Genomic DNA, 23741 nt, shown 5'->3' on the forward strand with positions numbered 1-23741 from the left:
TGGCGATTCGGGTTCTATTAAAGGGTAAGTCAATTGGGGCGTGACCAGCCTCTGTGGTGAAGGACCCCTTCGCTGGCCTCAAGGTTGGGAGGTGGCCTTCGCGGCGTGGTTCTGGACCGGCCTGCGGGCGTCAGCCATTCCCCAAGTGTCCCCTGTGGACAGTCAGGGTGCGACCGGCCCAGGTCCACAACACTGAAGGCTCCCTTCACCGCATCGGACGCAGCGAAGGGAGCCTTCAGCCCCGGCACGACCCGTCACGTTCGAGCACCTTGGCCGCCCGGCAGTCCGTGAAGGCCTCCTTCCCTACCTTCACGGTAGGGAAGGAGGCCTTCACGGACCTGCGACCAGGCGCGGCGCGACCATTAGGACTAACTTTCGTCCGAGTTGTACACACTTTCGTTGACTTCGGACGAAAGTCCTCTTAGGTTCAGCGACGTCACAGAGGTGCTCCGCCGCCGACCCGAGGAGCAACGATGCTTCCGTCCGTCCGCAAGCGCTTCAACCGGTCCATCGTCGCCTCATTGGCGCTGGTCACGGGCCTGTCAGGGCTGGTCGCAGCCCCGGCCGAAGCGGCCATCCCACCCCAGCAACCAGGTGTCACGCTCCGCACGTACGACCTCCAGCGCGAGATCACCAAGCTCTGCGTGATCAAGTCCGGTCAGACGCCCAACGTCGACAAGCTGATGCCGACGATCAACTGGACCGGCACGGCCGACTTCGGGCTCAACGAGCAGTTCGTCTCCGAGGTCATCGCCAACGTCAACATCGCCACCGCGGGCCAGTACGAGTTCCGGCTCACCAGCGATGACGGCTCCCGGCTGCGCATCGACGGCCAGACGGTGATCAACCACGACGGCCTGCACTCGGGGACACCGGCGACCGGCTCGGTCCAGCTGGGCACGGGGTATCACGCACTGCGGATCGACCACTTCGACAACACCGCCGACCAGCAGGTCACCCTCGAATGGCGGCCGCCGGGCGCGGCGGGCTTCGCGCTCGTGCCGAATTCGGTGCTCAGCACCGACGCCGACGTCGTCCGGGTGACCTCGCCGGGACGCAAGGAGTGCGAGGGCGCCGCGGATTCACCCGGTGACGGGCTGCCGCTCAACGCCGTCCACCCCGGCTTCACGCTGACCAACCTGCGCCCGAACGGTTTCCAGCCGCAGGTCACCGGGATGGACTGGCTGCCCGACGGGCGGCTCGCCATCGCCACCTGGGGCGGGTCCGACAAGGTCCTCGGCGAGGTCCACGTGCTGAGCAACGTCAGCGGCAACACGGACCCGAGCAAGGTCCAGACCAAGCGGGTCGCCAGCGGGTTGAAGGAACCGATGGGCGTCAAGTACGTCGACGGCAAGCTGTACGTGTCGGAGAAGACGCGGCTCGTCGAACTGAACGACACCAACGGCGACGAAGTAGCCGACAACTACCGCACGGTCGCCACCTGGCCGTTCGGCGGCAACTTCCACGAGTTCGCGTTCGGCCTGCTGTACAAGGACGGCTTCTTCTACGCCAACCTTTCCGTGTCCATCAACTACGGCGGCGCCACGACCGACCCGCAGCCCGCGCCCAACCGCGGCACGACGATCAAGATCAACAAGGCCACCGGCCAGGTCTCCTACGTCGCCGGCGGGCTGCGCACGCCGCACGGTATCGGCTGGGGCCCGGAAGGCGACGTCTTCGTCACGGACAACCAGGGCGGCTGGCTGCCGGCGAACAAGCTCGTGCGGGTCAAGCAGGACCGCTTCTTCAACCACTACACCAATCCCCCCGGCCCGTTCGACTCGAAGCCGGTGACCGCACCCGTGTTGTGGCTGCCGCACAACGAGATCGCGAACTCGCCGAGCAACATGGTCATGCTGTCGCAGGGCCCCTTCGCCGGGCAGATGGTGTACGGCGACGTCACCTACGGCGGGCTCCAGCGGGCCTTCCTGGAGAAGGTCAACGGCGAGTACCAGGGTGCCGTTTTCCGCCTCACCCAAGGGCTCGAGTCGGGCGTCAGCCGGATCAGCCTCGGGCCGGACGGCGCGATCTACACCGGCGGGATCGACGGCGGAGGCAACTGGGGCCAGCCCGGCAAGCTCGCCTACGGCCTCCAGAAGGTGACGCCCAACGGCACGAACGCCTTCGACATCCGCGCGATGCGGGCCGTCGCGGGCGGATTCGAACTCGAGTACACCCAGCCCTTGTCGGCCGCCACCGCGCAGAACCTCGCGGCGAAGTACCAGGCGCAGCAGTGGCGCTACCAGCCCACCGCCGCGTACGGCGGACCGAAGGTCGACGAGCAGACCTTGTCCGTCACCTCCGCGAGCCTGTCCCCCGACCGCAAGAAGGTCACGCTGCAGGTGGCGGGGCTGAAGGCCGGGCACGTGGTGCACGTCCGGTCCCCGCGTCCGTTCGCCGCGGAATCCGGCGCGGCGCTGTGGAGCACGGAGGCGTGGTACACGCTCAACTCGCTGGTCGGCGGCCCGCCGGCGAGCACGACCTACGAGGCGGAGCGGGCCGCGCTGAGCGGTGGCGCCGCGACCAACACGAACCACGCCGGCTACGCGGGCACCGGGTTCGTCGACGGATACTGGAACCAGGGCGCCGCGACGACGTTCACCGTGAACGCGCCGAAGGCCGGTGCGTACAACGCGGCGTTGCGCTACTCGAACGGCCCGGATCCGGCCCCGGGCACCAAATCCGTGACCATCTACGTCAACGGCACCAAGATCAAACAGGTCAGGCTCGCCGGCACCGGCAACTGGGACACCTGGAACTCCCAACCGGAAACCCTCACCCTCGCCGCCGGGAACAACACGATCTCCTACCGCTACGACAGCGGCGACGCGGGCAACGTCAACCTCGACAGCCTCACCGTCACCGAGTCCCAGCGCATCCAGCTGTTCAAGGGCACCGATCTGAACGCCTGGGAGAAACGCGCTGGTGGTGCCGCGACCTGGCCGGTGTCCGGCGGTGCGATGGAGTCTAACGGCGGCGACATCCGCACGAAGCAGCAGTTCGGCGACTTCCGGCTGCACGCCGAGTGGAACGAGCCGAACTATCCGCCGGAGGTCACCGGACAGCAGAGGGGCAACAGCGGGATCTACCTCCAGGAACGCTATGAACTGCAGGTGCTCGAATCCTTCGGGGACACCACGCTCGCCAACAACGAGGCAGGCTCGATCTACTCGAAGAAGGCGCCTGACCGGAACATGGCGACGGCTCCCGGGACCTGGCAGACCTACGACGTCACCTTCCGCGCCGCCCGGTTCGACGGCGCCGGGAACAAGACCGACAACGCCCGGGTGACGGTGGTCTGGAACGGCGTCGTGGTCCACAACGACGTGGCGATCGACGGCGGCACGGGCGACAACATCCCGGAGAGCGCGGGCCCTGGGGCGATCCGCCTCCAGGACCACGGTGACCCGGGTGAGAACCCGAAGTTCCGCAACATCTGGATCGAGCCCATCGGCTAGCCCGGGCTGACCGCCTGTGCAACGCACGTGTCCACGCGTGCAACGCCGGTTCCCCCGGCGCGCACAGGCGGTCAAGCTCGTTCCATGACCAAGCTGACCCCGGAGCAGATCGCCCGGCACGCCTACGACGCCGGTTTCCGGGGTGACGGGCTGACCACGGCGGTGGCGGTCGCGCTCGCCGAGTCCGGCGGGAACACCCGCGCCCACAACGCCACCCCGCCCGACAACTCCTACGGGCTCTGGCAGATCAACATGCTGGGCGCGATGGGGCCGGAACGGCGCAGGCAGTTCGGCCTGGACTCGAACGCCGAACTGTTCGACGCCACCACCAACGCCAAGGCGGCCAACAAGATCTCCGGCGACGGCAAGTCGTGGACCCCGTGGTCGACTTACACGAACGGCGCCTACAAACGTCACCTGCCCGCGGCGCGCAAGGCGGCCGAGGCCGTGCGGAAACATTCCAGCGGACATTCGACCGGCACCGGCATGGGGCGGATCCGGGTCGACAAGCAGACCCTCGACGGCTTCGTGCGGCGCACCCGCCGGGTCGGCGACGCGCTCACCTCGGCCTCGGGAAACCAGGTCAAGGACGTCCGGTCGATCGCGGACGACAGCTTCGGCAAGATCGGCAAGGAGTCCGGGTTCGCCGACGCGCTCGGTGACTTCGGCGCCGCCCTGCAGAGCCAGGTCAAGGCGGTCGGCACGTCCGCCGACCGGCTCGCGGACGCCGCCGCCAAAGCCGGGAAGGCCTACCACGACCGCGATTCCTCGGCAGCCGCGCGCCTGGACCGGCTCGCCTGAAAGCGTTGGAGACTCCGATGGACACCCTCGCCACCGCCCGGCATTTCGCCGCCGACATCCTGGCGCACCGCAACAAGCTCGCGGGCAAGGCCGAAGACGCCGCACGCGTCCAGTTCGCCCTGCACCAGGTCTCGAAGACCCTGCACGACCAGCACGACCTGCACAAGAAGGAGACCGACGTCGTCCTGAGCCATTGGGACGGCAAGGCTTCGGAGGAGTTCGAGCGCACCACCATGCGGCTGCGCAAGGACATCCGCACCACCGCCGACGCGAGCACCGACGCCGAACGCGTCGTCGCCCGCGTCATGTCCACTGTGGATGGTGGGCACACCGCCGTCCAGCGGCTCGCCGACGAGTACATCGGCAAGGCCAAGAAGCTCCTCGACGACGCCGCCGGGGTGGGCTCGCGGGCCGCGATGGTCACCGCGATCGCCGCGGCCGCCGATCTCGCGCCGCGGTACACGAAGCAGTCGGCCGCGACGCTGCGGAAGGTCGACGGCGAACTCACCGACGCCGCGAAACGGCTGCGGGCGCTGCGCAAGGAACTCCGGCACGATGGCGTCGCCGACCGTGCGGTCGCGGACCACTCGTCCGGCCACGGGAAGACCGAAGCCGCCAAAGCGTCCACTCGCGGGCAGAAGGTCGTTTCCGCGGCACGCAAGGAGCTCGGCACGCGGGAGAACCCTCCGGGCAGCAATCGGAATCCCTACGGCCCGACGGCACCGTGGTGCGCGTCGTTCGCCACCGCGATGTGGCGCAAGGCCGGGGTGAAGATACCGATCCTGCCCTTCACCGGCGACGTCTACCGCTGGGGTCAGCGGCACGACAAGGCATACGGCAAGAACTCGTTGAAGCAGGCCAAACCGGGCGACGTGCTGTTGTTCGGGACCGGGCCGCAGAGCCCGTCGACGAGCACCCACATCGGCATCGTGGAGAAGGTGGAAGGCGACAAGGTGACGATGATCGAGGGCAACTCGGGCGATTCCGTGCGCCGCAACACGCACACGTTGTCCAGCGCCACCTTCTACGGCGGAGTGCGCCCGTGACCACCGGAAGCGCGCGAGACCGCGTGATCACGGTCGAGGTCGAACCGGGCGGGGCTCTGCGGGATCTGCGGATCGAGGAGGGTGCGCTGCGGCTCAGCCCTCAGGAGCTCTCGACGCGGATCCTCGGTCTCGTGGAGCGGGCGACGGCGCAGGCGAGCCGACGTCTCGACCTGGACGACGCGGACTCCCTGGGCCTCGGCACGAGCGCTGAACTGGCCGAAGCGATCGAAGAGACGACTCCGGAGACCTGGAGGGTGCAGTGATCGACGAACGCAGTGTCGAGCAGTTGCTCGAAGACGCCGAAACCCCGGACACCGACTACAGCGGACGACTGGCCGCGGTCACCGGCGAGGCCAGCAGCAACGGCGTCACCGTGACGGTCGACCTGTACGGGAAGCCGGTCGGGCTGCGGTTCGACCGGCTCGCGCTCACCTCGCGCGCGAGCGACCTGTCCGCGCTCGTGCTCCGGCTCGCCGCGACGGCCACCGTCATGGCGCTCGACGCCGGTGAGTCCGTTGTGGACGGTCTCGCGTGGTCATGAGACGTCGTCGATCATCGACGTCAGGCGTCCGGCGAGCCAGTCCGCGTCGGCCGGGGTGACCATCACCCACGGCTCCCCGCCGACGTTCTCGTGGGTGACGGCGTAGCGGCCGGCCTCGGTGTCGAACCAGCTGAGCACCGGGCTCCGGCCGTGGCCGCCGGTGACCGCGAGTTGCCCGGCCCCGTACCGCGCCGACGTCACCATCGTCGCCAAGGGCCGCACGCTCCGCCCGGTGATCCCGGCTTCGGCCAAGGCGCGCTCGAAACCGTCGTAACCCGCTCTCGAGAAGCCGTCCATGGCCGCCGAGAAAGCGGCTCGCGGCAACCGGATCTGTTCTCCCGGCCCGGGCACGCCGTCACCGAGCATCCGGCCGACGGTGACGATCAGGTCGTTCGCCCGCAACGGTTCGAGGACCAGGTCCTTTTCGTCGAGCACCGCCAGCACGCCATGGGCACCCCGGACGGCCGCGAGCATCCGCCACGGCTGTTCGCCGAGCACGAGCGCGTCCACCGACAACGCGGGTGAGCCCAGAAGGACGAACAGGTCCTCGATCGCCGGGTCGACGTCATCGCCGCTGGTGAACCCTGCCTCGGCCAGCCCGGCGAAGACTTGTTCGCCCAGTTCGTCCCGTTCGTCCATGGTTTCGCCGTGCGAGGCCACTTCGAGCGGGTAGGGCGGCTCACCGTTTCCGAGGTCGGCCCACAGCAGGTCGAATTCCCGATGTGACAGGACGATGCCCGCCGAACTGCCCGAACGCCGCGCCATGGCCACCCCTCCCCTTTTCGCCGTCACTCGGCGGGCACGATACCGATCGAACGGTGAAGATGAACGCGCAATCCCGACGAATCCGCGAACGGTGCCCATGACCGAACCAGAAGTCGCGACCGGACAGCTGATCGTCCGCGCCTCCGGCGCCGCGGCGGCGCGTGCGGCCATCCTCGGCGACCGGAAGACCGGCCCGGACGGCATCCAGCTTCTCCTGCGGTGCACGGTTCCACGGGCTGTCGCCGAAGAGGGCGCGAAACTCGGCTTCGCGGGCTGTGTCCTGCACGTGCTGCCGGTCGGCGGACACGACGGCGAAGCGCCCGGCAGGCGTGGCGTCGTCATGCTGACCCTTCCGGCGGCGGAACTCTCGTTGTCCTTCACCGAATTGCGCCCGCTGATGTTCCGCCCCGTCGACGTCGACGCGCCGCTGCGAACGTTGTTCTCCAGCTCGATCGCCCATGTCCTCGCGGTCGGCTCGTCGCTCGATCCGCATGGCCTCGCGCACCACCTGCGCGGACTCGCGGAACTGGTGCTGCGCAGTGTGCTGCGGGCCGAACTCGACCGCGCCGACGCGCTCGCGACCCGCCGTCGCGAGGCCGTCCGGTACATGCGCGACCATCTCGCCGACCCCTCGCTGAGCGCGGATCAGGTGGCCGAGGCGCTCTACATCTCGCGACGTCGGCTCTACCAGCTGTTCGACGACGGTCAGGGCATCTCCGAACGGATCAAGGGGCTGCGGGTCGAGCGGGCGAAGACCCTGCTGGCGGATCCGGCGAAGGCCGCGCGGGGGATCGCCGAGATCGCCAAGGACTGCGGCTTCGCCAGCGCGGCTCATTTCTCGCGCTCTTTCCGGAAGGCTGTCGGGGACACGCCCCGCGAGTTCAGGGAACGCGCGCTGGAGCACTGAGGTCCACCCCCGCGACGAGGGTGCCCGCGAGCGCGGCGACGTCCAGCCAGCCGCGGCCACCGGGCGAGTGCAGGGTGAACACCGCGACGCGCGGGCGTTCCGGGTCGAGCACGACGGCCTGCAACTGTGCGCCCGGCCCGTCCACGGCGATGCGCTCGACGATCACCACCGGATACCCGCGAGCCGTCGTCGCGGTGCTGACCTCGCGAATCCCCGGCGTGGTGTCGGCGGCGAACCAGCTCAGTTCCGCGGCGGACTCGACACTCGGCGGTCGTTCGACGGGGATCGACCCGGCGAGCAGCAACGCCGGGTCGGCGTCACGATGCTCGGCGATCGCCAGCAGTCCCGCGCGGTGCTCGTGGGCGCGTTCGGCGGCCTGGATGGCGGCGGACTCCAGCCCGAGGTCGCGTTCGGCGTCCGGGCCGCGGAGCCGGATGAGCAGCGCGTGCAGTTCGGCCGTCGTGCGTTCCACCGACGCCAGGGAGACCGGGGTGATTCCCGGGACCGCGGTGAGTTTCACCGGCCACCCAGGGAAACGGCCGCCGCGAAAGCACCGACCGCGCCGGACGGCGGGGTGAGGGCCGGACCGGGAGCGCGGGCCAGCGAGGCCGCGAGTTCTTTGCCCAGCGAGGAGAATCGTTCCATGCCACTGGTGACTTCCGCGAAAGACGCAGTGCCGTCCGGCGTCTGACCCAAGCCTGTTCCGGGCTCGCCGAGCGTCCTCAGCCGGCCTTCGACGCGCGACGCTTCGGCCCGGTGAGCCGCTTCCAGCGCACGAGCTTGCTCCAGGACGCGGTCGAGTTCACGCCGCACGTCCTCGTGTCGCGCTCTCGCCGCCGCGAGTTCGGCCTGTGCCACCGCGCCGCCGGCGGCGAACTGGACGGCCGTTTCCGCGATCTCGACGGCGTCCTCCGCGTCGGTGAGCGCGCGCCGCAGCGTCACGGCCCGCCGGTCGAGTTGCTCGGCGCGCCGTACTCCGGCGACGACCATGCCCGCCCATGCGGTGAGGATGTCCGCCGTGGCACGAAGGACGGCAGGCGCGGGTTCGAGCGCCGTCCTCGCCGCGGCGGCACGGGCGGCGACGGTTCCGGAAGCGTCCCCCTCCCATTCACGCGGCATTTCGATCCGGATGGCGGTCGCCGCGTCGAGTTTCGCGGCCGCCTCCGAACACCGCTGGGCAGCGGCCGCGACGGCGTCCGCGTCGCCCGGAACCGGGTCGAAACCGAGACCCCTGAACCCGGGCATCAGGGGCCCCCGTCCGCACGCCGCAGTGCCCGGACGGCGTCGTCGTCGGTGTCCTCATAGGACTTCGCCGCGGTGAGGATCCCAGCCGCCGCACCGGCGAACTCGGCGTGCGCCGCGGCGAGGGAACCCGACCAAGGCCGGATCAGCCCGTCGAGGGCGGCCGCGATCCCGGGCGGCCCCAGATCGCCCGCGGCGACGCCGTCGGTCAGCCTCGCGGCATCGCCCAGGTCCTCCGCGACGTCTTCGAACTGCCGCGCGAGCGCCCGCAGTCGCTCCGGCTCGGCGCGGTAGCCGCTCATTCGCCGAACACCGGCGGGTAGGCGGGCGGGAGATCGTCGAGGAGGTCGTATCCGCTTCCGTAGCGGTCGCGGTGTTCCTTGTCCTCTTCCCGCTGGCTGCCGGTCATCGGCGGGTACATGCCGAAACCCGCTCCCCCGGCGCCACCGCGGGCACCCGCGGCGCCTTGGCCGAATCCTCCGGCGGCCGGAGCGGCCGCGCCACCGAAACCGCCCGCGAAACCCGCGCCGGTCCCTCGGCCACTCCTGGCGGCGTCCTCGACGGAGAGAACGCCACCTGGCAGGGAGGAGCCAGGCCCGCTCACCCCGGTCGTCCCTCCCGACGGGAGGTCCACGACTCCGGCCGAGGCCGCGTACGTGGCACTGTCGTCGGGGTTCACGACGTCCGGTCCCGAGGTCTCCGGTGAGGGAACCGGAACCGGGCGCGGCGGAACAGGCTCGGGCCGGGGCGGCACGGGCACGACAGGTGCGATGGGCCGAGCGGGAAGTGGCTGTGGCGCCTGGATTTCGGCCGCTTTCGGCGGGGCCTCGAACATCGGCGGCAACCGGTGCCGGACGCCCTGGCTGGCCTCTTCGTACTGGTCCATCACCCGGACGGCTTCGGCCTTGGCCCGGTCCGCCTCGCGTTTGGTCGGGAGCTTGTCGTCGAGGAGGTCGTCCATCATGTACGCGCCGTTGGGTCCGTCGAGCGCCTTCACCGCGTAGCCCTCGCGGAACCAGCGCTCGGCGTCGTAGTGCACCGGCTCCGGCATCTTCCGGCGCGCTTCGGTGATCGCCGAGGTGTACGCGTCGAGCCCGTCGCCGATCTGCCGGGAGTTCTGCGCGGCCTCGCTGGCCCAGGCGGTGAGACGGTGCGCGGACTCGGCGGCCTGCGCCGAAGACGGGCCGCGCCAGGAGAGCAACAGCTTCTGCACGATGGTGCGGACCTCGGCGGTCGCCGTGTCGACACCCTTGGCCAGCTCGCCCCAGCGATGCGCCTGCTCCCCCAGTTTCGGCGGCTCGGCGGATTTGATCATGTCCCACAGCTGGCGGTGCTCGTAGCACTCCCAGTTGATCTTCCCGAGCGCGCCTTCCTTCAGGTTGGCCTCGCGGCGGCGGACCACCCTCCGCCGCTTCGCCCGCGCCCGCGCGCTCAGCGGATGCTTGTCGGTGTAGTACTCACCGCCCATCGGTCCCCCTCGCCACGGTGTCGACGGCGGACGCGTTCGTTTCGTCGGTGCGGACGTGCTGCTCGGCGACCAGGCCGATCGCGGCACGGAACGCGGCGAGCTCGGCCAGATAGGACTCGAGCGCGACCTGCACGCCCCCTTCCTCCGCCCCGCCCCGGCGGGCGAACGACCGGCGCATCGGCACGGACACGGGACCTTTGCCGTCGGCCAGCGGGGTTCCCAGTTCGCGGGCGTCCGCCAGATGCGCCTCCAGCACCCGTTGGCGCTCGTCCAGCGCCTTCAACGCCTCCGCGATCTCCGCGTGGTCCAGTTCGATGCGGTCCGAGCCGTCGGCGACGATGGCCGCGGCACCCTCACCCGTCGGTTTTCCGACCTGACCGGCCTTGCCGACCGGACCGGACGGCCGCCGCTGCTCGCGCAGCTCTTCGCGGATCCGCTCGGCCTCCGCCTTGCCGTGCACCTTGACCATGTCGCGCGCTCCCTCTCGTCACCGACGCGGACATCCTCGCCGTTCCGGCGCGCCAAGACCAGTGCCGGATACACACCGGGACACGAACCCTGCACAGCCGGTCAACCGGCACGGTATGGCCTCAGGTCACCGGCAGCGGCCGATCCACCGCATCGCCCGTGAGGACGTCGCGGGCGACGAGCACCCCACCGACGAAGCCCATCGGCATCACGATCAGCGCGGCGAAAGGGATCAGGCACAGCAGCGACACGGGAAGCCCCAGCCCCAGGGCGAGCGCGCGGCGCTTGCGCAGCAGTCGCCGCCGCTCCTTCAAACCCATCCCCCGCCGGTAGAACGGCACGGCGATCAGTTCCAGCGCCAGGAACCACGCCGTGACCAGTGCCAGCAAGACCGGCACGACGGTCTGGCCCACCACGGGGATGAAGCCCGCGATCAGGAGCGGGATCGTGAACATCAGCGAGCGCAACACCAGCGACAGCCCGTCCTTCAGGCCCATCACCAGCAACCGCCACCCCGACAACTCCACCGCGCCGGGAACGCCGCCGAGATCGTCTTCGACCTTCTCCGCGATGTGCTCGTAGAACGGCCCGCCGATGGCGAGGGTGATCGCCGTGAACCCGATCATGGCGATGGCCAGCGCCACCCCGAACACCGCGGCACCCGCCGCCACCCGCACCGCGGTCCGCAAACCCTCGTCCCAGTCGTCCGCGAAGGGAGTGAGCAGCAGCGCAAGATCGTCGATCCAGAACGCCAGCGCGACGACTCCGCCGAGGAGCAGCAGCGTGGTCAGCACCGCGGGCAGCGCCCCGATCAGCAGCAGTCTCGGTGACCGCAGCAGGATGCCCAGGCCTTGCCCGAACATCCGGAAACCCTTGAAGAAATCCCGCATCGGACATTTCTACCAGGGGCCGTGATCACGACCGCCCTCACCGGCCGCGTCGGCATACCGCGGAGATAGGCGATTTTCACCGACGCGAGCGCGGGGGCGCCGCTGCGAGGTTGGTGGCGTGACGAACCGAGCAGCCGCCTTGACGCCGACGCGCCTGGCCCGCGGCACCGTGCTGGCGGCGGCAACGCTGACCATCATGGCCGCGGCGATCATCGCGCCCAGCCTGCCCGCCATGCGGGAGGTCTTCGCCGGTACGCCCGGCTCGGGACTTCTCGTGCGGCTGGCACTGACCGTGACCTCGCTCGCGATCGCGATCAGCGCGCCGCTGTCCGGGATCTTCGCCGACCGCGTCGGGCGCCGTCCGCTGCTCCTGACCGGGCTCGTGCTCTACGCGATCACCGGCACGGCCGGGTTCTTCGTGAGCGACCTCTCCCTGCTGCTGGTCACCCGGGCCGGGCTCGGGCTCGCCGTCGGCGGAATCATGACCGCGGTCAGCACCCTGATCACCGACTGGTTCGAAGGCCCCGGCCGCGCATCTTTCCTCGGGCTCCAGCAGGCGTTCGCGAGCCTGGGCGGTGTCGTCTTCCTGCCGCTGGCCGGGCTGCTGGCCACGGTGAACTGGCAGGCACCGTTCTGGATGTACTCGGCCTCGGCGATCGTGGCCGTCTTCGCGATCGTCTCCCTGCGTGAACCGCCGCGGAGCGATCCCACGGTGCGTGAAGACCAGCGAGCCCGGCTGCCCGGGCGCATCATCGGCGTGTACGTCCTGGCCCTGGTCGCGACGCTGGTCTTCTACATGGCGCCGACGCAGTTGCCGTTCCTGCTGGAAGGTTTCGGTAGCGGTCCCGCCGCCATCGGCGCCGTGGTCGCCGGGAGCACGCTGACCAGCGTCGCCGGCGCCCTCGCCTTCCCTCGCCTGCGCAAACGCCTGAACTCCACGGCGATCACCACCGTCAGCGTCGCGCTCCTGGGCGCGGGCTGGCTGGTCATCGGAACGGCGGGCACCGTCGTCCAGGTCGTGGCCGGACTGCTCGTCGGTGGTTTCGGCGTCGGCTTCGTCGTCCCGAACCTCAACCTGCGCCTGGCCGAGTTCGCCGGTCCCGCGCAACGCGGCCGGGTACTCAGTGGCCTGGTCACCGGGATCTTCCTCGGGCAGTTCCTGTCCCCGCTCGTCGTCCAGCCACTCATCCAGACCATCGGCATCGACGGTGCCTTCACCTCGACCGGCATCGCGATGGCGACCGGAGCGGCACTCGCCGCTCTTCTCTCGAAACGAAAGGAAGCACGATGATCTACCACGGCAACCGTTTCACCCTCCGGCCCGGCGCCTCGCCGGAACAGGTCGAGGAAGCCTTGGAAAGCCTCCGCAATCAGGGCCGGGTCGTCCCCTCGGTGAAATCCTTCGTCGTCGGCCGCGATTTCGGCGGTGAGTACGAATGGGGCGCCGTCTTCGCGATCGAGGATCTCGAAGGTTACTGGGAATACCTCATCCACCCGGCGCACCGGAACACCGACCGGGTCGGGCTGCCGCTGGTCGACAAGTTCGCGTCCTTCGACATCACCGACGACCCGGACCCCGAGATGGCCGCGAAGATCGCCGAACTGCACCAGCGCCGCTACGACAACGACGCCGAGCTGACCAAGCTGGTGTCCGATCTCGGCGAGTACTCCGGCAGCGCCGCGCCCGGAAAGCACGGTGACTGACGATGGCGGGCCAATTCGCGAAACTGGCCGAGTCCTGGGTGGCGATCTGGAACGGCGACCTGGCGCTGACCGAAACCACCGTGCCCGAGGACTTCACCTGGCACGCGGCCCCGCTCGACGGCGGGCCGGTGCGGGCGACCGTCGGCAGGGAGAACCTGAAGACCTGGGTGGGCGGCCTTCGCGCGGCGTTCCCGGATCTGCTCTTCACCGTCCACATCGGACCGATCGTCGACGGGGACGTCCTCGTACTGCGCTGGCTGGCCGAAGGGACCTACCGAGGCGGGTTCCCCGGCGCGGACGAAGAGCAGGTGGGCCGCCGCGTTTCCTTCCACGGCACCGACATCCTGCGCGTGGCCGACGGGCTGATCGCGGAATACTGGATCAACGCGGACATCCTCTGGCTCTTCGAGCAGCTGGGAGTGCGTGAACTCCCCGTCAGGACACCGTGAACGCGCTCAGCACGGCCAGGTGGTCCGACGGCCAGCCCGACCCGCCGCCGAAGGTCCGGGTGCTCTTGGGCGTGATCGATCCGCCGCGGTAGAAGACGAAGTCGATCCGGTCCTGCGGCTCCGGCCTGCCCTGGTTGTCCTTGACCACCGGCGACCAGGTGTCGCCGGGATCGGCGACGGGGTCGGGCCGCAGCTTCCGGTACGAATCGGTGAAGCCGCGAGCGGTGAACGCCTTCGTCGTCGGCCAGGCCACCTCGTAGCCGCAGTGCCGGGACTTGGCGGCCGCAGTCCAGTCCTGATGGGACGGGCTGTTGAGGTCGCCGGCGACGATGCCGGGGCTGCTGCCCGTCCATTCCGCGATCTGCTCGGCCTGACGACGGCGGTTCGTCTCGTCGGCGAGGATCGTGCTGACGCCGTCCTTGTCGAAGCACGCGTTGTACGGGCCGTATTTCGTGTAGTCCAGGTGGATCGAGTAGACCCAGACCCCGGCGATCTTCGCCGTGATGGCCCGCGCGCCCGTGTCGTTCCACGATTTCCAGTCGGTGTCCTGGATCGGCAGCGCGCTGATCACGTCGATGTCCCAGCCGGGCTCGGTGTGCTGCCAGCCCAGCGCGTCGGCGATCGCTTCGGTGGCGCCGCCGCCGGTCTCCGAAAGCGCCACCACGTTCGCGCCCGAAGCCCGGATCTGGTTCACCACCGAGCCGATCCCGCCGTGCGAGCCCTGCAGCCAGATGTTGAAGCTCAGCACGGTCAGGTTCGTGGCGGCCGAGGCCGGAGCCGCGGTGCCGGCCATCGTGAGCAAGAGGACGGCGAGAACGCCCGCGAGGCGGCGTTTGGCAGAGGTCACGGGATCTTGGTCTACCGGCGGGACGGGGCGAAGTCCAGCCGTCAGACGAGTGTTCAACGACTGGACACTTCGGGTGAACGCGCCGCCGTCCGGCTGTGTCGTGAGTGGCGATTCGGGTTGTTGACGGGCAAGTCAAACGTGTCGCGAAAGCCACTTTCGGGACGTCTGATGTCCCGAAAGTGGCTTTCGCGACACCAGGCATGGCGACCGCGCACAGCCCTGAGTCACACTCCGGCCAGGCGAGTCGTGAGCGGGTAAAGGACGGTTGAGGGGAAGGGCAAACGTGGCATGCCTGGTCGAGTTGGTCGTGAGTGGTGATTCGGGTTCTAACCCGAATCACCACACTCACGACCGCTAGCCACCGTCCGCGAGTGAGCCGCTCCCGCCGGGACCGGTCACGATGACGCGGCTGCTCACGACGTTCCCGAACGGGACGATCGTGACCTGCCAGGTCTGCGGCGAGCCGACGTCGATCGTGGTCGTCGCCCGCTTGACCAGGGCCGGGAGGCCGTCGACGGCCAGGGTGCGGAGGTCGAACCGCGGCACCTGGGCGTCGGTCGGCGCGAAGACCACGGTCAGCCGTCGCTCTTCGATCACCACGGTGACCACCTGCGAAACGTCCGCGGCCTCCGCCAGCGAGTCGATCGCCCGGCGCAACTCCCCCTCGCCCAGCAGCGATTGACCGACGGTGACCGTGGCCGAGCCCGACGAAGACGTGGTCACGCTGGACGACGTCGAGGACTGCGTCTCTTCCGACCCGGTACGCGACTCCGGGCCGAACAGCTCCGCGCGGAACAGGAACAGCACGAGCGCCGCCCCGAGCAGTAATCCGAAGAGTGTGAGCGCGCCGTACCCACAGCCCTCCGCCTGCTCTTGGACCAGACTGGTCTCCGGAGCGGACTCGATCACGGCGCCGGCGGCACGGCGCTCCCACTCCGGCGAAGGCCGGTCCACGATCTGCGCCTTCCACGGCCTGTTCGGCGGGTACTGGACGACGAGGATGCCGCCGGGCCGGTGGTTCGGGATGTCCACCAGGTTGACGCCGTGCTGGATCTTGACGCGGTACGTCGCCGCGCCGTCGGGGGCGACGGTGAGGACGAAGTCGACCGGGATGTCGCCCGTTTCCGTGCCACTGGCCCGCAGGCTCTCGATCTTGGCGAGCGCGACCACCGGGACGATCGCCGCCTCCCGGGCGCGTCGCGGCGCCCCGGCGAGGTAGAGCAGGATTCCGTAGACGACGGGCAGCCCCAGACCGGCGATGATCAGGGGGACGTACTCGATGATGATGCCGACCACGAAGGCACACAGTGTCGTCCCGATGACGATCCCGGACAGGAATCCGCGGACGAGGGCGAGCGGGCCGGGGCGGGTGGGTTCGGGGACAGCCGACATGAACGTGACTCCAGACTTTCAGGCCGCGGGCAGCCAGTCGCTGAGGGCGGGGCAGCGCCGGAGCGCCACGAAGATCTTCTTGTCATCGGCCGGTGACGCCGGATCGAAAAGCACTTCGGCGGTGGCGATGGTGGTGTCCCGGGTCCGGCGGGTCACCCAGTGGCGGACCCCCGCGACGTCGACGAAGCACAGCGTGACGGTGGTGCCGACGACCCGGGTTCCCGATTCGTCCCCGCCGACGTGCACCTTCACGTCGACGATCCGGGCGGGCACCCGGCGGCCGTACGCCAGCAGCCAGTCCCTGGTCCGGACCATCTCGGAGTACCGGCGCGAGACGCGGACGGCGTACCACAGCACGAGGAAGGTCAGGACGAGCATGAGCGCGGGCACCCACCGGTCCGCGTAGTACAGCAGCCATCCCCAGAATCCCCACTTCTCGTCCGTGTGGAAGACCGGGTCGACCGCGATGCCGACGGCGAGCGGCGGAAGCCACTCCCGCGACGATTCCCAGGTGCCGAGGGTACTCGCCGCGAACAGCAGGACGACCGGGAACACCGGCCCCGACGGGCGGCCCTGGTAGCGCTTCATGGCGACATTGGCGAGGCTCACCCCGGCGATACCGCCGAAGACGGCGAAGGTTCCCCACACCACGCCGTAGGGCGGGTCACCATCGGAGCGGTCGTCGAAAACGCTGTCGATCGCCATGGTCCGGAACACCTCGACGAAGGAGCCGAACCCGTGTCCGGCCACGAATCCGCTCACCAGGGCGACGGCCGAGGCCACGATCGCGCCGGCGAGCAGGCGCCGGTCTCCCCTCCAGCGCTCGATGCGGTCGCGCCGGGCCTGGGCCGGGTCCACTGTGTTCATCACGCTCACCTCCGTTCGGGCTGCGCCCAGCTTCCGTCAGGGCGGCCGCTACCGAACCCAGGTTTTGCTTCCTAAACACATTAGGCAAATCCCGAATGGACTATGGTAGGCTGGCGAACATGGTGCGAGCAGGGCTGACCACGGAACGCGTGGTCACGGTGGGAGCGGAGATGGCCGACGAGGTCGGCTTCGAGCAGGTGACCCCGACGGAAGTCGCCAAGCGATGCGGCGTCAAAACGGCGAGCCTGTATTCGCACGTGAAGAGCGCTTACGAACTGAAGACCGGGATCGCCCTGCTGGCCTTGGCCGAACTCGCCGACCTGGCCGCGACAGCGGTGGCGGGCCTGGCGGGCCGGGACGCGCTGATCGCCTTGGCGAACGTCCACCGCGACTACGCCCTCGCACACCCGGGCCGGTTCACCGCCGCGAGGTTCCGGCTCGCACCGGAACAGGCCGTCACCAGCGCGGGCGTCCGGCACGCCGAGTTGATGCGCGCGATCCTGCGCGGTTACGACCTGGCCGAACCGCACCAGACCCACGCCGTACGGCTGCTGGGCAGTGTCTTCAGCGGCTTCGTCGGACTGGAGTCCGCCGGCGGCTTCAGTCACAGCACCCCCGGCTCACAGGAAAGCTGGATCGAAATCCTCGACGCGCTCGACGTCCTGCTGCGCGCTTGGCCCCGAAGGAAATGAACAAGGAAATGCTCACCACCCCGATCACCTCCGACCTCGTCCGCGGCGCCCTCGACCTGGAGCGCACGGAACGCGGCGTACTCCCCCACCGGTTGCCCGCGCGGGCCCGGCAGCAGATCCCCGACGGCCAGCTGGCCATGGCGGAATCGCAGCCGTCCGGTGTCCGGCTGGCCTTCCGCACCACGGCCACGCTCGTCGAACTGGACGTCATCGCCACCAAGCGGGTCTACGTCGGCGTGCCGCCCCGGCCCGACGGCGTCTACGAACTGCTCGTCGACGGGAGCCTCGCCGGACGAGCCAGCGTGGCCGAAGGCGACACGCTCACCATCGACATGACCGACGGCAGCATGCGAACCAAGTCCGGTCCCGTGCGCACCGTGCGCTTCGCCGAGCTGCCCGGTGACGAGAAGGACGTCGAGATCTGGTTGCCGCACGACGAAACCACTCAGCTGGTCGCCTTGCGCACCGACACGACCGTCCACAGTGCACAGAACGGCGGTCGCAAGACCTGGCTGCACCACGGCAGCTCCATCAGTCACGGCTCCAACGCGGCGACCCCGACCGGAACGTGGCCCGCCGTGGCCTCGGCCCTCGCCGGGGTGGAGCTGGTCAACCTGGGTTTCGGTGGCAGCGCGCTGCTCGACCCGTTCACCGCCCGTGCCATGCGGGACACGCCCGCCGACCTGATCAGCGTCAAGATCGGCATCAACCTCGTCAACTCCGACGCGATGCGCCTGCGCGCGTTCGTCCCGGCCGTGCACGGTTTCCTCGACACCATCCGGGAAGGGCACCCCACCACGCCGCTGCTGGTCGTCTCGCCGATCCACTGCGCGATTCACGAGCACACGCCGGGCCCCTGCGCCGTCGCGATGAGCGACGGAAAGCTGCGGTTCAAGGCCACCGGCGACCCCGCCGAGACCGCCGCGGGAAAGCTGACGCTCACCACGATCCGCGGCGAGCTCGCCCGCATCGTCAAGGAGCGGAGCGCGACCGATCCGAACCTGCGTTACCTCGACGGCCTCACCCTGTACGGCGAAGCGGACCAGGCCGCCATGCCACTGCCCGACGAACTCCATCCGGACGCGGCCACGCACCGGCTCATCGGGGAACGCTTCGCCCGGCTCGCCTTCGACGACTGATCCTGGACAAGGGAAACGCTCACGACCCCGTAGAGAACCCCGTATCCCCACACGGATCTGTGGTACGGAGAACGATCTCTAGGCCGGGCGTGTGATCACATCGGTGTTACGGCGCCGTTTGCTGTGCGCGAATGGGTCGGTAGGCCGATCGGTGCGATACCTATCTTTCTTCCTGCCCAACGAAAGTCGGTACCCGGCACCGGTGGACGCGATCACCCTGGATCGAGACCGGATCACCGGTGCCGGGCCACCTTGGCCGTGCCCGGCCGCCCACCGCGTCCAGCGTGGCCACCCTTCGCGCTGGATCCTCCCTCGCGAAAGTGAGTTCCCGGTATGCGCACAAACCCCTTAGCCCGTACCGCCACCACCATGGTGGCCGCAGCCGCGGTCATCGGCTTCCTGGCGCCATCAACGGCCACCGCCACCACCATCGAGGGCTACTCCCCCACCGTGCAGAGTGAAGCGGTGACGTCCCTCGCTTCGGACGCCGGGGTCAGCCAGGCCGCCGCCACGAACTTCCTGCGGGCGCAGACAGCAGCTGCCGAAACGGTGCAGAAGGTCACCGCCTCCCTCGGTTCCCGTGCCGCCGACGGCTACCTCGACGACTCCGCCCGGCCCGTGGTGAACGTGCTCGACCAGGCCGCCGCGGACCAGGTGACCGCGACCGGCGCGCAGGCCCGCGTGGTCAAGCACTCCAGCGCGGCGCTTTCGAGCGCGCAGAACGCCCTGCAGGCGCTGCCCACGGTCACGCACACGTCGATCGGCCTCGACCCGAAGACCAACCAGGTAGTACTGACCGTGTCCGACGCCGCCAAGGGCTCCGAGGCCCTCGTGAAGGCCGCCGAAGCGCTCGGCGACCGGGTCCGCGTGGAGCGGACCACCGGCGAGATGCACACCGCGATCTACAACGGTGAGGCCATCACCGGCGGCGGCACCCGCTGCTCGGTCGGGTTCAACACCAACAAGGGCGGCCAGAACTACATCCTCGACGCCGGCCACTGCACCCGCGCGGTCTCGCAGTGGAACGTCGGGCCGTCGCAGGGCGCCAGCTTCCCGACCAACGACTACGGCCTGATCCGCAACACCTCCGGCAGCGGCCCCGGCGCGGTCACCCTGTGGAACGGTTCGACCCAGAAGATCTCCTCCGCCGGTTCCGCGACCGTCGGGCAGCGGATCAGCAAGAGCGGCAGCACCACCCGCCTCACCTCGGGTTCGGTCCAGCGGCTCAACGTCACCGTGAACTACGCCGAAGGCTCCGTGTACCAGCTGATCCAGACCAACGCGCTGGTCAACCCCGGCGACTCGGGCGGCTGCCTGTTCTCCGGGAGCATCGGCCTGGGCATCACCTCCGGCAAGGGCGGCGGAAGCTCGTACTTCCAGCCGATCGGCGAGGCCCTGAGCGCCTACAGCGTCACGCTCAACCCGTAACACCTCCCGAAGCCGGGCCCTGGTCAGCGCGACCGGGCCCGGCTTCGGCCTGTGCACGGAAGTGTTCGACGGTGTGCTCCCGAAAGCGCCGGGCGGCCGCGGAAAGGTACGTGTCCTCGCGCCACGCGACGCTGAGCACGCGACGGCATTCGGGGTCGTCGACCTCGAGCCACACCACCGTCGGGCTGGTGTCGGCCCGCAGGCCGAGGGAAGGCACGAGCGCGACGCCGAGACCCGCGTCGATGAGCTGGAAGAGCACGGCGGCTTCGTCGCCCTCGCAGACGATGTGGAGTTCGAGGCCGGCCTTCGCGAAGAGGTGATCCACGAGTGCGCGCTGCCAGTAACCGGGCCGCGTGGTGAGGAACGGCTCTCCTTCGAGGTCCGCGAGACCGACGCGGCCGCGTCCGGCCAGCCGGTGACCGGACGGCACGCAGAGCATCACGACTTCGTCGAGCAACACCCGGCTTCGGATGTCGTCGCCGGACAACGGTTGCGACGTGATGCACAGATCGACGTCACCGGATCGGAGTCTTTCCGCCATCCCCTCCGCCGACGACTGGGACAGCCGCACGTCCACCAGCGGATGACCGGGAATGAAGGTGCGCAGCGGTTCGGTGAGGACGAGCAGGCTTTCGGCCGCGACGGTGACCGTGCCGCGTTCCAGCCCGGCGGCGTCGTCGAGTTCCTGCCGGGCGTCGTCGAGTTCGGCCAGTACCCGGTCGACGCGGCGGAGGAACGCGGCGCCGAACCGGTTGAGCCGGATCCGGCGGCCGTGGCGGTCGAACAGGGGGACGCCGAGGTCGTTTTCCAGCCGGGCCAACGTCCGGCTGAGCGAGGGCTGCGCGACACGCAGCTTCTCGGCGGCACGGCCGACGTGTTCGAGCCGGGCGACCGTCTGGAAGTACCGGAGCGCCAGAAGATCCACTGCTGATGCCTCACCTGTTATGAACAGATAACTGATCTTGTCTTGGACAGCATAAGGCTTCGGCTCTTACGTTCGTTCGCGTGAGTGGAACCGTGACTACCCGAAGCCGGACGCTGGTGGTGAACAGGGTGCTCGTGAGCGCCCACGCCGTCGCGATCATCGGCCAGCCGGTGTTCGCCGGCGGCTATCTCGGCGGCGACTACGACATGCTCTGGCTGCACAAATGGGGCGCCGACGCTGTGTCGTATCTGGCGTACGCCCAGATTCTGGCGGCACTGGTGCTGTGGCTCGTCCGTGGACCGCGCTGGCTGTTCTGGGTCAGCCTGCTGCTCGCGGCGGGCGAGACCGCGCAGTACCTCGCCGGGATGGCGGGCGCGCTCGACCTGCACATCCCTCTCGGCGTCGCCCTCGTCACCGGAGTGGTGCTGACGACCATCGGGATCTGGCGGGTGGACCGATGAGCCGCGGGCTCCCCCGCCGGACGTTCCTCGGGCTCGCCGGCGGAGCGGGTGTCCTCCTCGCCGCGGGGCTCACCGCTCCCCGGCTGCTCGCGCAGGGTTCGCCGGGCACCGGCGAGTTGCTGCGCAGCGGGCTCCCCTTGCCGGAGCCGTTCCGGGTACCGCTGCCGATCCCGCCGGTCTTGCGTCCACAAAGGACAGCGGACACCGATCACTACACGATCACCCAGCGCGCGGCGACGGCCGAGATCCTCCCGGGCGTCCGGACACCGATCTGGGGCTATGACGGGATCTTCCCCGGCCCGACGATCGAATCACGGCGGGACCGGACCGCCGTGGTCCACCATCGCAACGAACTTCCCGTCCCGACCGTCGTCCATCTGCACGGCGGGCACACGCCCGCCGACTCCGACGGCTACCCGACCGACCTCGTCCTGCCGCTGTCCGGCTGGAACGCCGGCCATGCCGGGCACAGCATGACCGATGCCCGCGCCCGGCTCTCGAACGGCTCGCGTGACTACGTTTTCCCGTTGCGGCAACGGGCCGCGACCCTCTGGTACCACGACCATCGCATGGACTTCACCGGTCCCGCCGTGTACCGGGGGCTCGCCGGTTTCCATCTGGTCCGCGACGACGAGGAGGAGTCACTGGGGCTGCCGTCCGGGGAGCGCGAACTGCCGCTGATGATCGCCGACCGCTCCTTCGACGAGCACGGCGCCTTCGCGTATCCGTCTCTCGACCGGACGCTGCGGACCACACCGGGAGTGGAAAGTGCTTACGTGGAGGGCGTTTTCGGTGACGTCATCCTCGTCAACGGCGCGCCGTGGCCGGTGCACGAGGTGGCGGCCGTGCGATACCGGCTCCGGATCCTCAACGCCTCCAACGCCCGCCGCTACGACCTGGCGCTGGATCCGCCACCGCCCGGCGGGGGCGGTTTCGTCCAGATCGGCGCCGACCAAGGCCTCCTCGACACACCTCGCGAGCACGACCATCTGCCCATTGCACCCGCGGAGCGGTACGACCTCGTCGTGGACTTCGGCCGGTATCCGGTCGGGACCGAAGTCACCCTGGTGAACCGGCTCGGCACCGGCTCGACCGCTCAGGTCATGCGGTTCGTCGTCGCCCGCCGCGCGCCGGACGAAAGCCGGGTTCCGGCGAAGCTGGGCGAAATCCCGCCGCTCACTCGCGAGCAGGCCACGACCACGCGCGAGTTCTCGTTCCGCGCCGGGACCGTCCACGGACGAGAGGGCTGGGTGATCGGCGGGGAACCGTTCTCGCCGGACCTGATGTCGGCGAGCCCGCGCCTCGGCGAGGCGGAGATCTGGCGGTTCGTCGCCGACATCCATCACCCCGTGCATCTGCACCTGGTGGGGTTCCGGATCCTTTCGCGCGGCGGACGCCCGCCGGGACCGTTCGACGGTGGCATCAAGGACACCGTCGATCTCAGTCCCGGCGAGTCGGTCGAGGTCATCGCCCGCTTCGACGGCTACCGCGGCCGCTACGTCTTCCACTGCCACAACGCCGAACACGAGGACATGGCGATGATGGCGAACTTCGAAGTGGTCTGACGGCTGTCAGGAAAGGGGCTTTCAAGACGTTTTTCGTCCTGAAAGCCCCTTTCCTGACACGCCTGAGGCTCAGCCCACGCCGAGCAGCGTCGCGAGCGCCTGGACCAGCGACGCCGAGAGACCGGCGATGGTGCTGTCGAGGTACTCGGCGATCGGCGTCAGCTCCGCCGCGGAGGCCGAGCCACCGAAGACGGCGAGCATCGGCACCGCGAGCAGGCCGGCGGCCAGACCGCGCTTCGTCCACCGGCGGGTGGTGCTCCGGGTGTCGCTCATGGTGTTCATCCTCTCGGCTGGGGATGTGCGGCCAGGGGACCGCACGCCGAGGAGGATGTCCTGATCACCGAAGGCCGGACAAGGCATGTCACCGCCATTTGATGATCATGAAACAGCTGTCGCTCGTTCGAGTGAAGTCCGTTAACCTCAACGACTACCCGCGAGTAACACGCAGTTCACGACACCCTCAGCGGAGCCTCGGCGAGTCGGTCGAAGACACTGCACGGAGGTCAAGGGCCGTGACCACCCGGACCGAGGTCTGGCCGGGTGATCGCCAGAAGGTGCTGTTGAGAAAGAGGCTTTCGTAACAGCACCCTCCCGCGTGTCGCGAAAGCCACTTTCGCGACGTCTGATGTCCCGAAAGTGGCTTTCGCGACACGGCACCCGGAAGGTACCGAGACACCCGTGACCCT

26 protein-coding genes are annotated in these 23741 nt (G+C 69.3%); 14 read left to right on the forward strand and 12 right to left on the reverse strand.

Annotated features, from left to right (window positions below; all coding sequences use genetic code 11):
* Nucleotides 1-473 precede the first annotated feature (473 nt).
* From BKN51_RS15650 to BKN51_RS15670, 5 genes are all read left to right on the forward strand, one after another.
* On the forward strand, nucleotides 474-3458 hold the full coding sequence (locus BKN51_RS15650; RefSeq protein WP_101608367.1) for a family 16 glycoside hydrolase: 2985 nt from the start codon (nucleotides 474-476) through the stop codon (nucleotides 3456-3458).
* An 84-nt stretch (nucleotides 3459-3542) separates the two neighbouring features.
* The gene (locus tag BKN51_RS15655; protein ID WP_101608368.1) at nucleotides 3543-4259 is read left to right on the forward strand and encodes a transglycosylase SLT domain-containing protein; all 717 of its coding nucleotides are present in this window, start codon (nucleotides 3543-3545) and stop codon (nucleotides 4257-4259) included.
* Between the two features lie 17 nt (nucleotides 4260-4276).
* Nucleotides 4277-5305 carry a CHAP domain-containing protein gene (locus BKN51_RS15660; protein WP_101608369.1) on the forward strand — a complete coding sequence of 343 codons (1029 nt, stop codon included), beginning with the start codon at nucleotides 4277-4279 and terminating at the stop codon, nucleotides 5303-5305.
* Nucleotides 5302-5568, forward strand: a complete 267-nt coding sequence (locus BKN51_RS15665; RefSeq protein WP_101608370.1) for a hypothetical protein — start codon at nucleotides 5302-5304, stop codon at nucleotides 5566-5568. Before BKN51_RS15660 ends, BKN51_RS15665 begins: the two co-directional genes overlap by 4 nt.
* Complete coding sequence (locus BKN51_RS15670) at nucleotides 5565-5846, forward strand: hypothetical protein (RefSeq protein ID WP_101608371.1); 282 nt, start codon at nucleotides 5565-5567, stop codon at nucleotides 5844-5846. Before BKN51_RS15665 ends, BKN51_RS15670 begins: the two co-directional genes overlap by 4 nt.
* Here the strand turns inward: BKN51_RS15670 and BKN51_RS15675 are convergent.
* Nucleotides 5841-6611, reverse strand: a complete 771-nt coding sequence (locus tag BKN51_RS15675; RefSeq protein WP_101608372.1) for an ESX secretion-associated protein EspG — start codon at nucleotides 6609-6611, stop codon at nucleotides 5841-5843. The two genes, BKN51_RS15670 and BKN51_RS15675, sit on opposite strands and share 6 nt — an antisense overlap.
* 97 nt (nucleotides 6612-6708) lie before the next feature.
* On the opposite strand from BKN51_RS15675, the gene BKN51_RS15680 reads away from it, so the two are divergent.
* Nucleotides 6709-7518 carry a helix-turn-helix transcriptional regulator gene (locus tag BKN51_RS15680; protein WP_101608373.1) on the forward strand — a complete coding sequence of 270 codons (810 nt, stop codon included), beginning with the start codon at nucleotides 6709-6711 and terminating at the stop codon, nucleotides 7516-7518.
* On the opposite strand, the gene BKN51_RS15685 is transcribed toward BKN51_RS15680, so the two are convergent.
* The 6 genes from BKN51_RS15685 to BKN51_RS15710 form a co-directional block, all read right to left on the reverse strand.
* A complete protein-coding gene (locus BKN51_RS15685) occupies nucleotides 7493-8038 on the reverse strand; it encodes a hypothetical protein (protein ID WP_101608374.1) in 546 nt (181 codons plus the stop codon). The genes BKN51_RS15680 and BKN51_RS15685 overlap by 26 nt on opposite strands.
* Nucleotides 8035-8763, reverse strand: coding sequence for a hypothetical protein (locus BKN51_RS15690; RefSeq protein ID WP_101608375.1), 729 nt, complete (start codon nucleotides 8761-8763; stop codon nucleotides 8035-8037). The genes BKN51_RS15685 and BKN51_RS15690 overlap by 4 nt, the downstream gene beginning before the upstream one ends.
* The gene (locus BKN51_RS15695) at nucleotides 8763-9062 is read right to left on the reverse strand and encodes a type VII secretion target (RefSeq protein WP_101608376.1); all 300 of its coding nucleotides are present in this window, start codon (nucleotides 9060-9062) and stop codon (nucleotides 8763-8765) included. Before BKN51_RS15695 ends, BKN51_RS15690 begins: the two co-directional genes overlap by 1 nt.
* Nucleotides 9059-10228 carry a PPE domain-containing protein gene (locus tag BKN51_RS15700; RefSeq protein ID WP_101608377.1) on the reverse strand — a complete coding sequence of 390 codons (1170 nt, stop codon included), beginning with the start codon at nucleotides 10226-10228 and terminating at the stop codon, nucleotides 9059-9061. Before BKN51_RS15700 ends, BKN51_RS15695 begins: the two co-directional genes overlap by 4 nt.
* A complete protein-coding gene (locus BKN51_RS15705; protein WP_101608378.1) occupies nucleotides 10218-10697 on the reverse strand; it encodes a hypothetical protein in 480 nt (159 codons plus the stop codon). Before BKN51_RS15705 ends, BKN51_RS15700 begins: the two co-directional genes overlap by 11 nt.
* A 121-nt stretch (nucleotides 10698-10818) precedes the next feature.
* Entirely contained in the window at nucleotides 10819-11586 is a 768-nt protein-coding gene (locus BKN51_RS15710; RefSeq protein ID WP_101608379.1) for an EI24 domain-containing protein, read from the reverse strand.
* A 118-nt stretch (nucleotides 11587-11704) separates the two neighbouring features.
* Here BKN51_RS15710 and BKN51_RS15715 point away from each other — a divergent pair, with 118 nt between their 5' ends.
* The 3 genes from BKN51_RS15715 to BKN51_RS15725 are packed head-to-tail and all read left to right on the forward strand — an operon-like array spanning nucleotide 11705 to nucleotide 13739.
* Nucleotides 11705-12877 (forward strand): MFS transporter, encoded by a 1173-nt coding sequence (locus BKN51_RS15715; protein ID WP_101608380.1) that lies wholly within the window; start codon nucleotides 11705-11707, stop codon nucleotides 12875-12877.
* Nucleotides 12874-13290, forward strand: coding sequence for a Dabb family protein (locus BKN51_RS15720; RefSeq protein ID WP_101608381.1), 417 nt, complete (start codon nucleotides 12874-12876; stop codon nucleotides 13288-13290). The genes BKN51_RS15715 and BKN51_RS15720 overlap by 4 nt, the downstream gene beginning before the upstream one ends.
* Nucleotides 13291-13292: 2 nt before the next feature.
* The gene (locus BKN51_RS15725) at nucleotides 13293-13739 is read left to right on the forward strand and encodes an ester cyclase (RefSeq protein WP_101608382.1); all 447 of its coding nucleotides are present in this window, start codon (nucleotides 13293-13295) and stop codon (nucleotides 13737-13739) included.
* Here BKN51_RS15725 and BKN51_RS15730 read toward each other — a convergent pair.
* The 3 genes from BKN51_RS15730 to BKN51_RS15740 all read right to left on the reverse strand — a co-directional run bounded on the left by BKN51_RS15730 (nucleotide 13726) and on the right by BKN51_RS15740 (nucleotide 16845).
* Nucleotides 13726-14586 carry an endonuclease/exonuclease/phosphatase family protein gene (locus tag BKN51_RS15730; protein ID WP_101608383.1) on the reverse strand — a complete coding sequence of 287 codons (861 nt, stop codon included), beginning with the start codon at nucleotides 14584-14586 and terminating at the stop codon, nucleotides 13726-13728. The genes BKN51_RS15725 and BKN51_RS15730 overlap by 14 nt on opposite strands.
* Before the next feature lie 354 nt (nucleotides 14587-14940).
* Entirely contained in the window at nucleotides 14941-15978 is a 1038-nt protein-coding gene (locus BKN51_RS15735; RefSeq protein WP_101608384.1) for a hypothetical protein, read from the reverse strand.
* Between the two features lie 18 nt (nucleotides 15979-15996).
* Nucleotides 15997-16845, reverse strand: coding sequence for a hypothetical protein (locus tag BKN51_RS15740; RefSeq protein WP_101608385.1), 849 nt, complete (start codon nucleotides 16843-16845; stop codon nucleotides 15997-15999).
* Between the two features lie 119 nt (nucleotides 16846-16964).
* Here BKN51_RS15740 and BKN51_RS15745 point away from each other — a divergent pair, with 119 nt between their 5' ends.
* The 3 genes from BKN51_RS15745 (at nucleotide 16965) to BKN51_RS15755 (ending at nucleotide 20104) form a co-directional block, all read left to right on the forward strand.
* Entirely contained in the window at nucleotides 16965-17537 is a 573-nt protein-coding gene (locus BKN51_RS15745; RefSeq protein WP_101608386.1) for a TetR/AcrR family transcriptional regulator, read from the forward strand.
* A gap of 8 nt (nucleotides 17538-17545) precedes the next feature.
* On the forward strand, nucleotides 17546-18676 hold the full coding sequence (locus BKN51_RS15750) for an SGNH/GDSL hydrolase family protein (protein WP_101613234.1): 1131 nt from the start codon (nucleotides 17546-17548) through the stop codon (nucleotides 18674-18676).
* A gap of 369 nt (nucleotides 18677-19045) precedes the next feature.
* Entirely contained in the window at nucleotides 19046-20104 is a 1059-nt protein-coding gene (locus BKN51_RS15755; protein WP_233223141.1) for a S1 family peptidase, read from the forward strand.
* Here BKN51_RS15755 and BKN51_RS15760 read toward each other — a convergent pair.
* Nucleotides 20094-21029: a LysR family transcriptional regulator gene (locus BKN51_RS15760; RefSeq protein ID WP_101608388.1), complete on the reverse strand. Its 936-nt coding sequence runs from the start codon at nucleotides 21027-21029 to the stop codon at nucleotides 20094-20096. The two genes, BKN51_RS15755 and BKN51_RS15760, sit on opposite strands and share 11 nt — an antisense overlap.
* An 80-nt stretch (nucleotides 21030-21109) precedes the next feature.
* Between BKN51_RS15760 and BKN51_RS15765 the strand changes: the two genes are divergently transcribed.
* On the forward strand, nucleotides 21110-21490 hold the full coding sequence (locus BKN51_RS15765; RefSeq protein ID WP_101608389.1) for a hypothetical protein: 381 nt from the start codon (nucleotides 21110-21112) through the stop codon (nucleotides 21488-21490).
* A complete protein-coding gene (locus BKN51_RS15770; protein ID WP_101608390.1) occupies nucleotides 21487-23055 on the forward strand; it encodes a multicopper oxidase family protein in 1569 nt (522 codons plus the stop codon). Before BKN51_RS15765 ends, BKN51_RS15770 begins: the two co-directional genes overlap by 4 nt.
* A 69-nt stretch (nucleotides 23056-23124) precedes the next feature.
* Here BKN51_RS15770 and BKN51_RS15775 read toward each other — a convergent pair whose 3' ends face one another.
* Nucleotides 23125-23328: a hypothetical protein gene (locus tag BKN51_RS15775; RefSeq protein ID WP_101613235.1), complete on the reverse strand. Its 204-nt coding sequence runs from the start codon at nucleotides 23326-23328 to the stop codon at nucleotides 23125-23127.
* Between the last annotated feature and the right edge of the window lie 413 nt (nucleotides 23329-23741).

It is taken from the genome of Amycolatopsis sp. BJA-103 (assembly GCF_002849735.1).
Lineage (GTDB): Bacteria > Actinomycetota > Actinomycetes > Mycobacteriales > Pseudonocardiaceae > Amycolatopsis.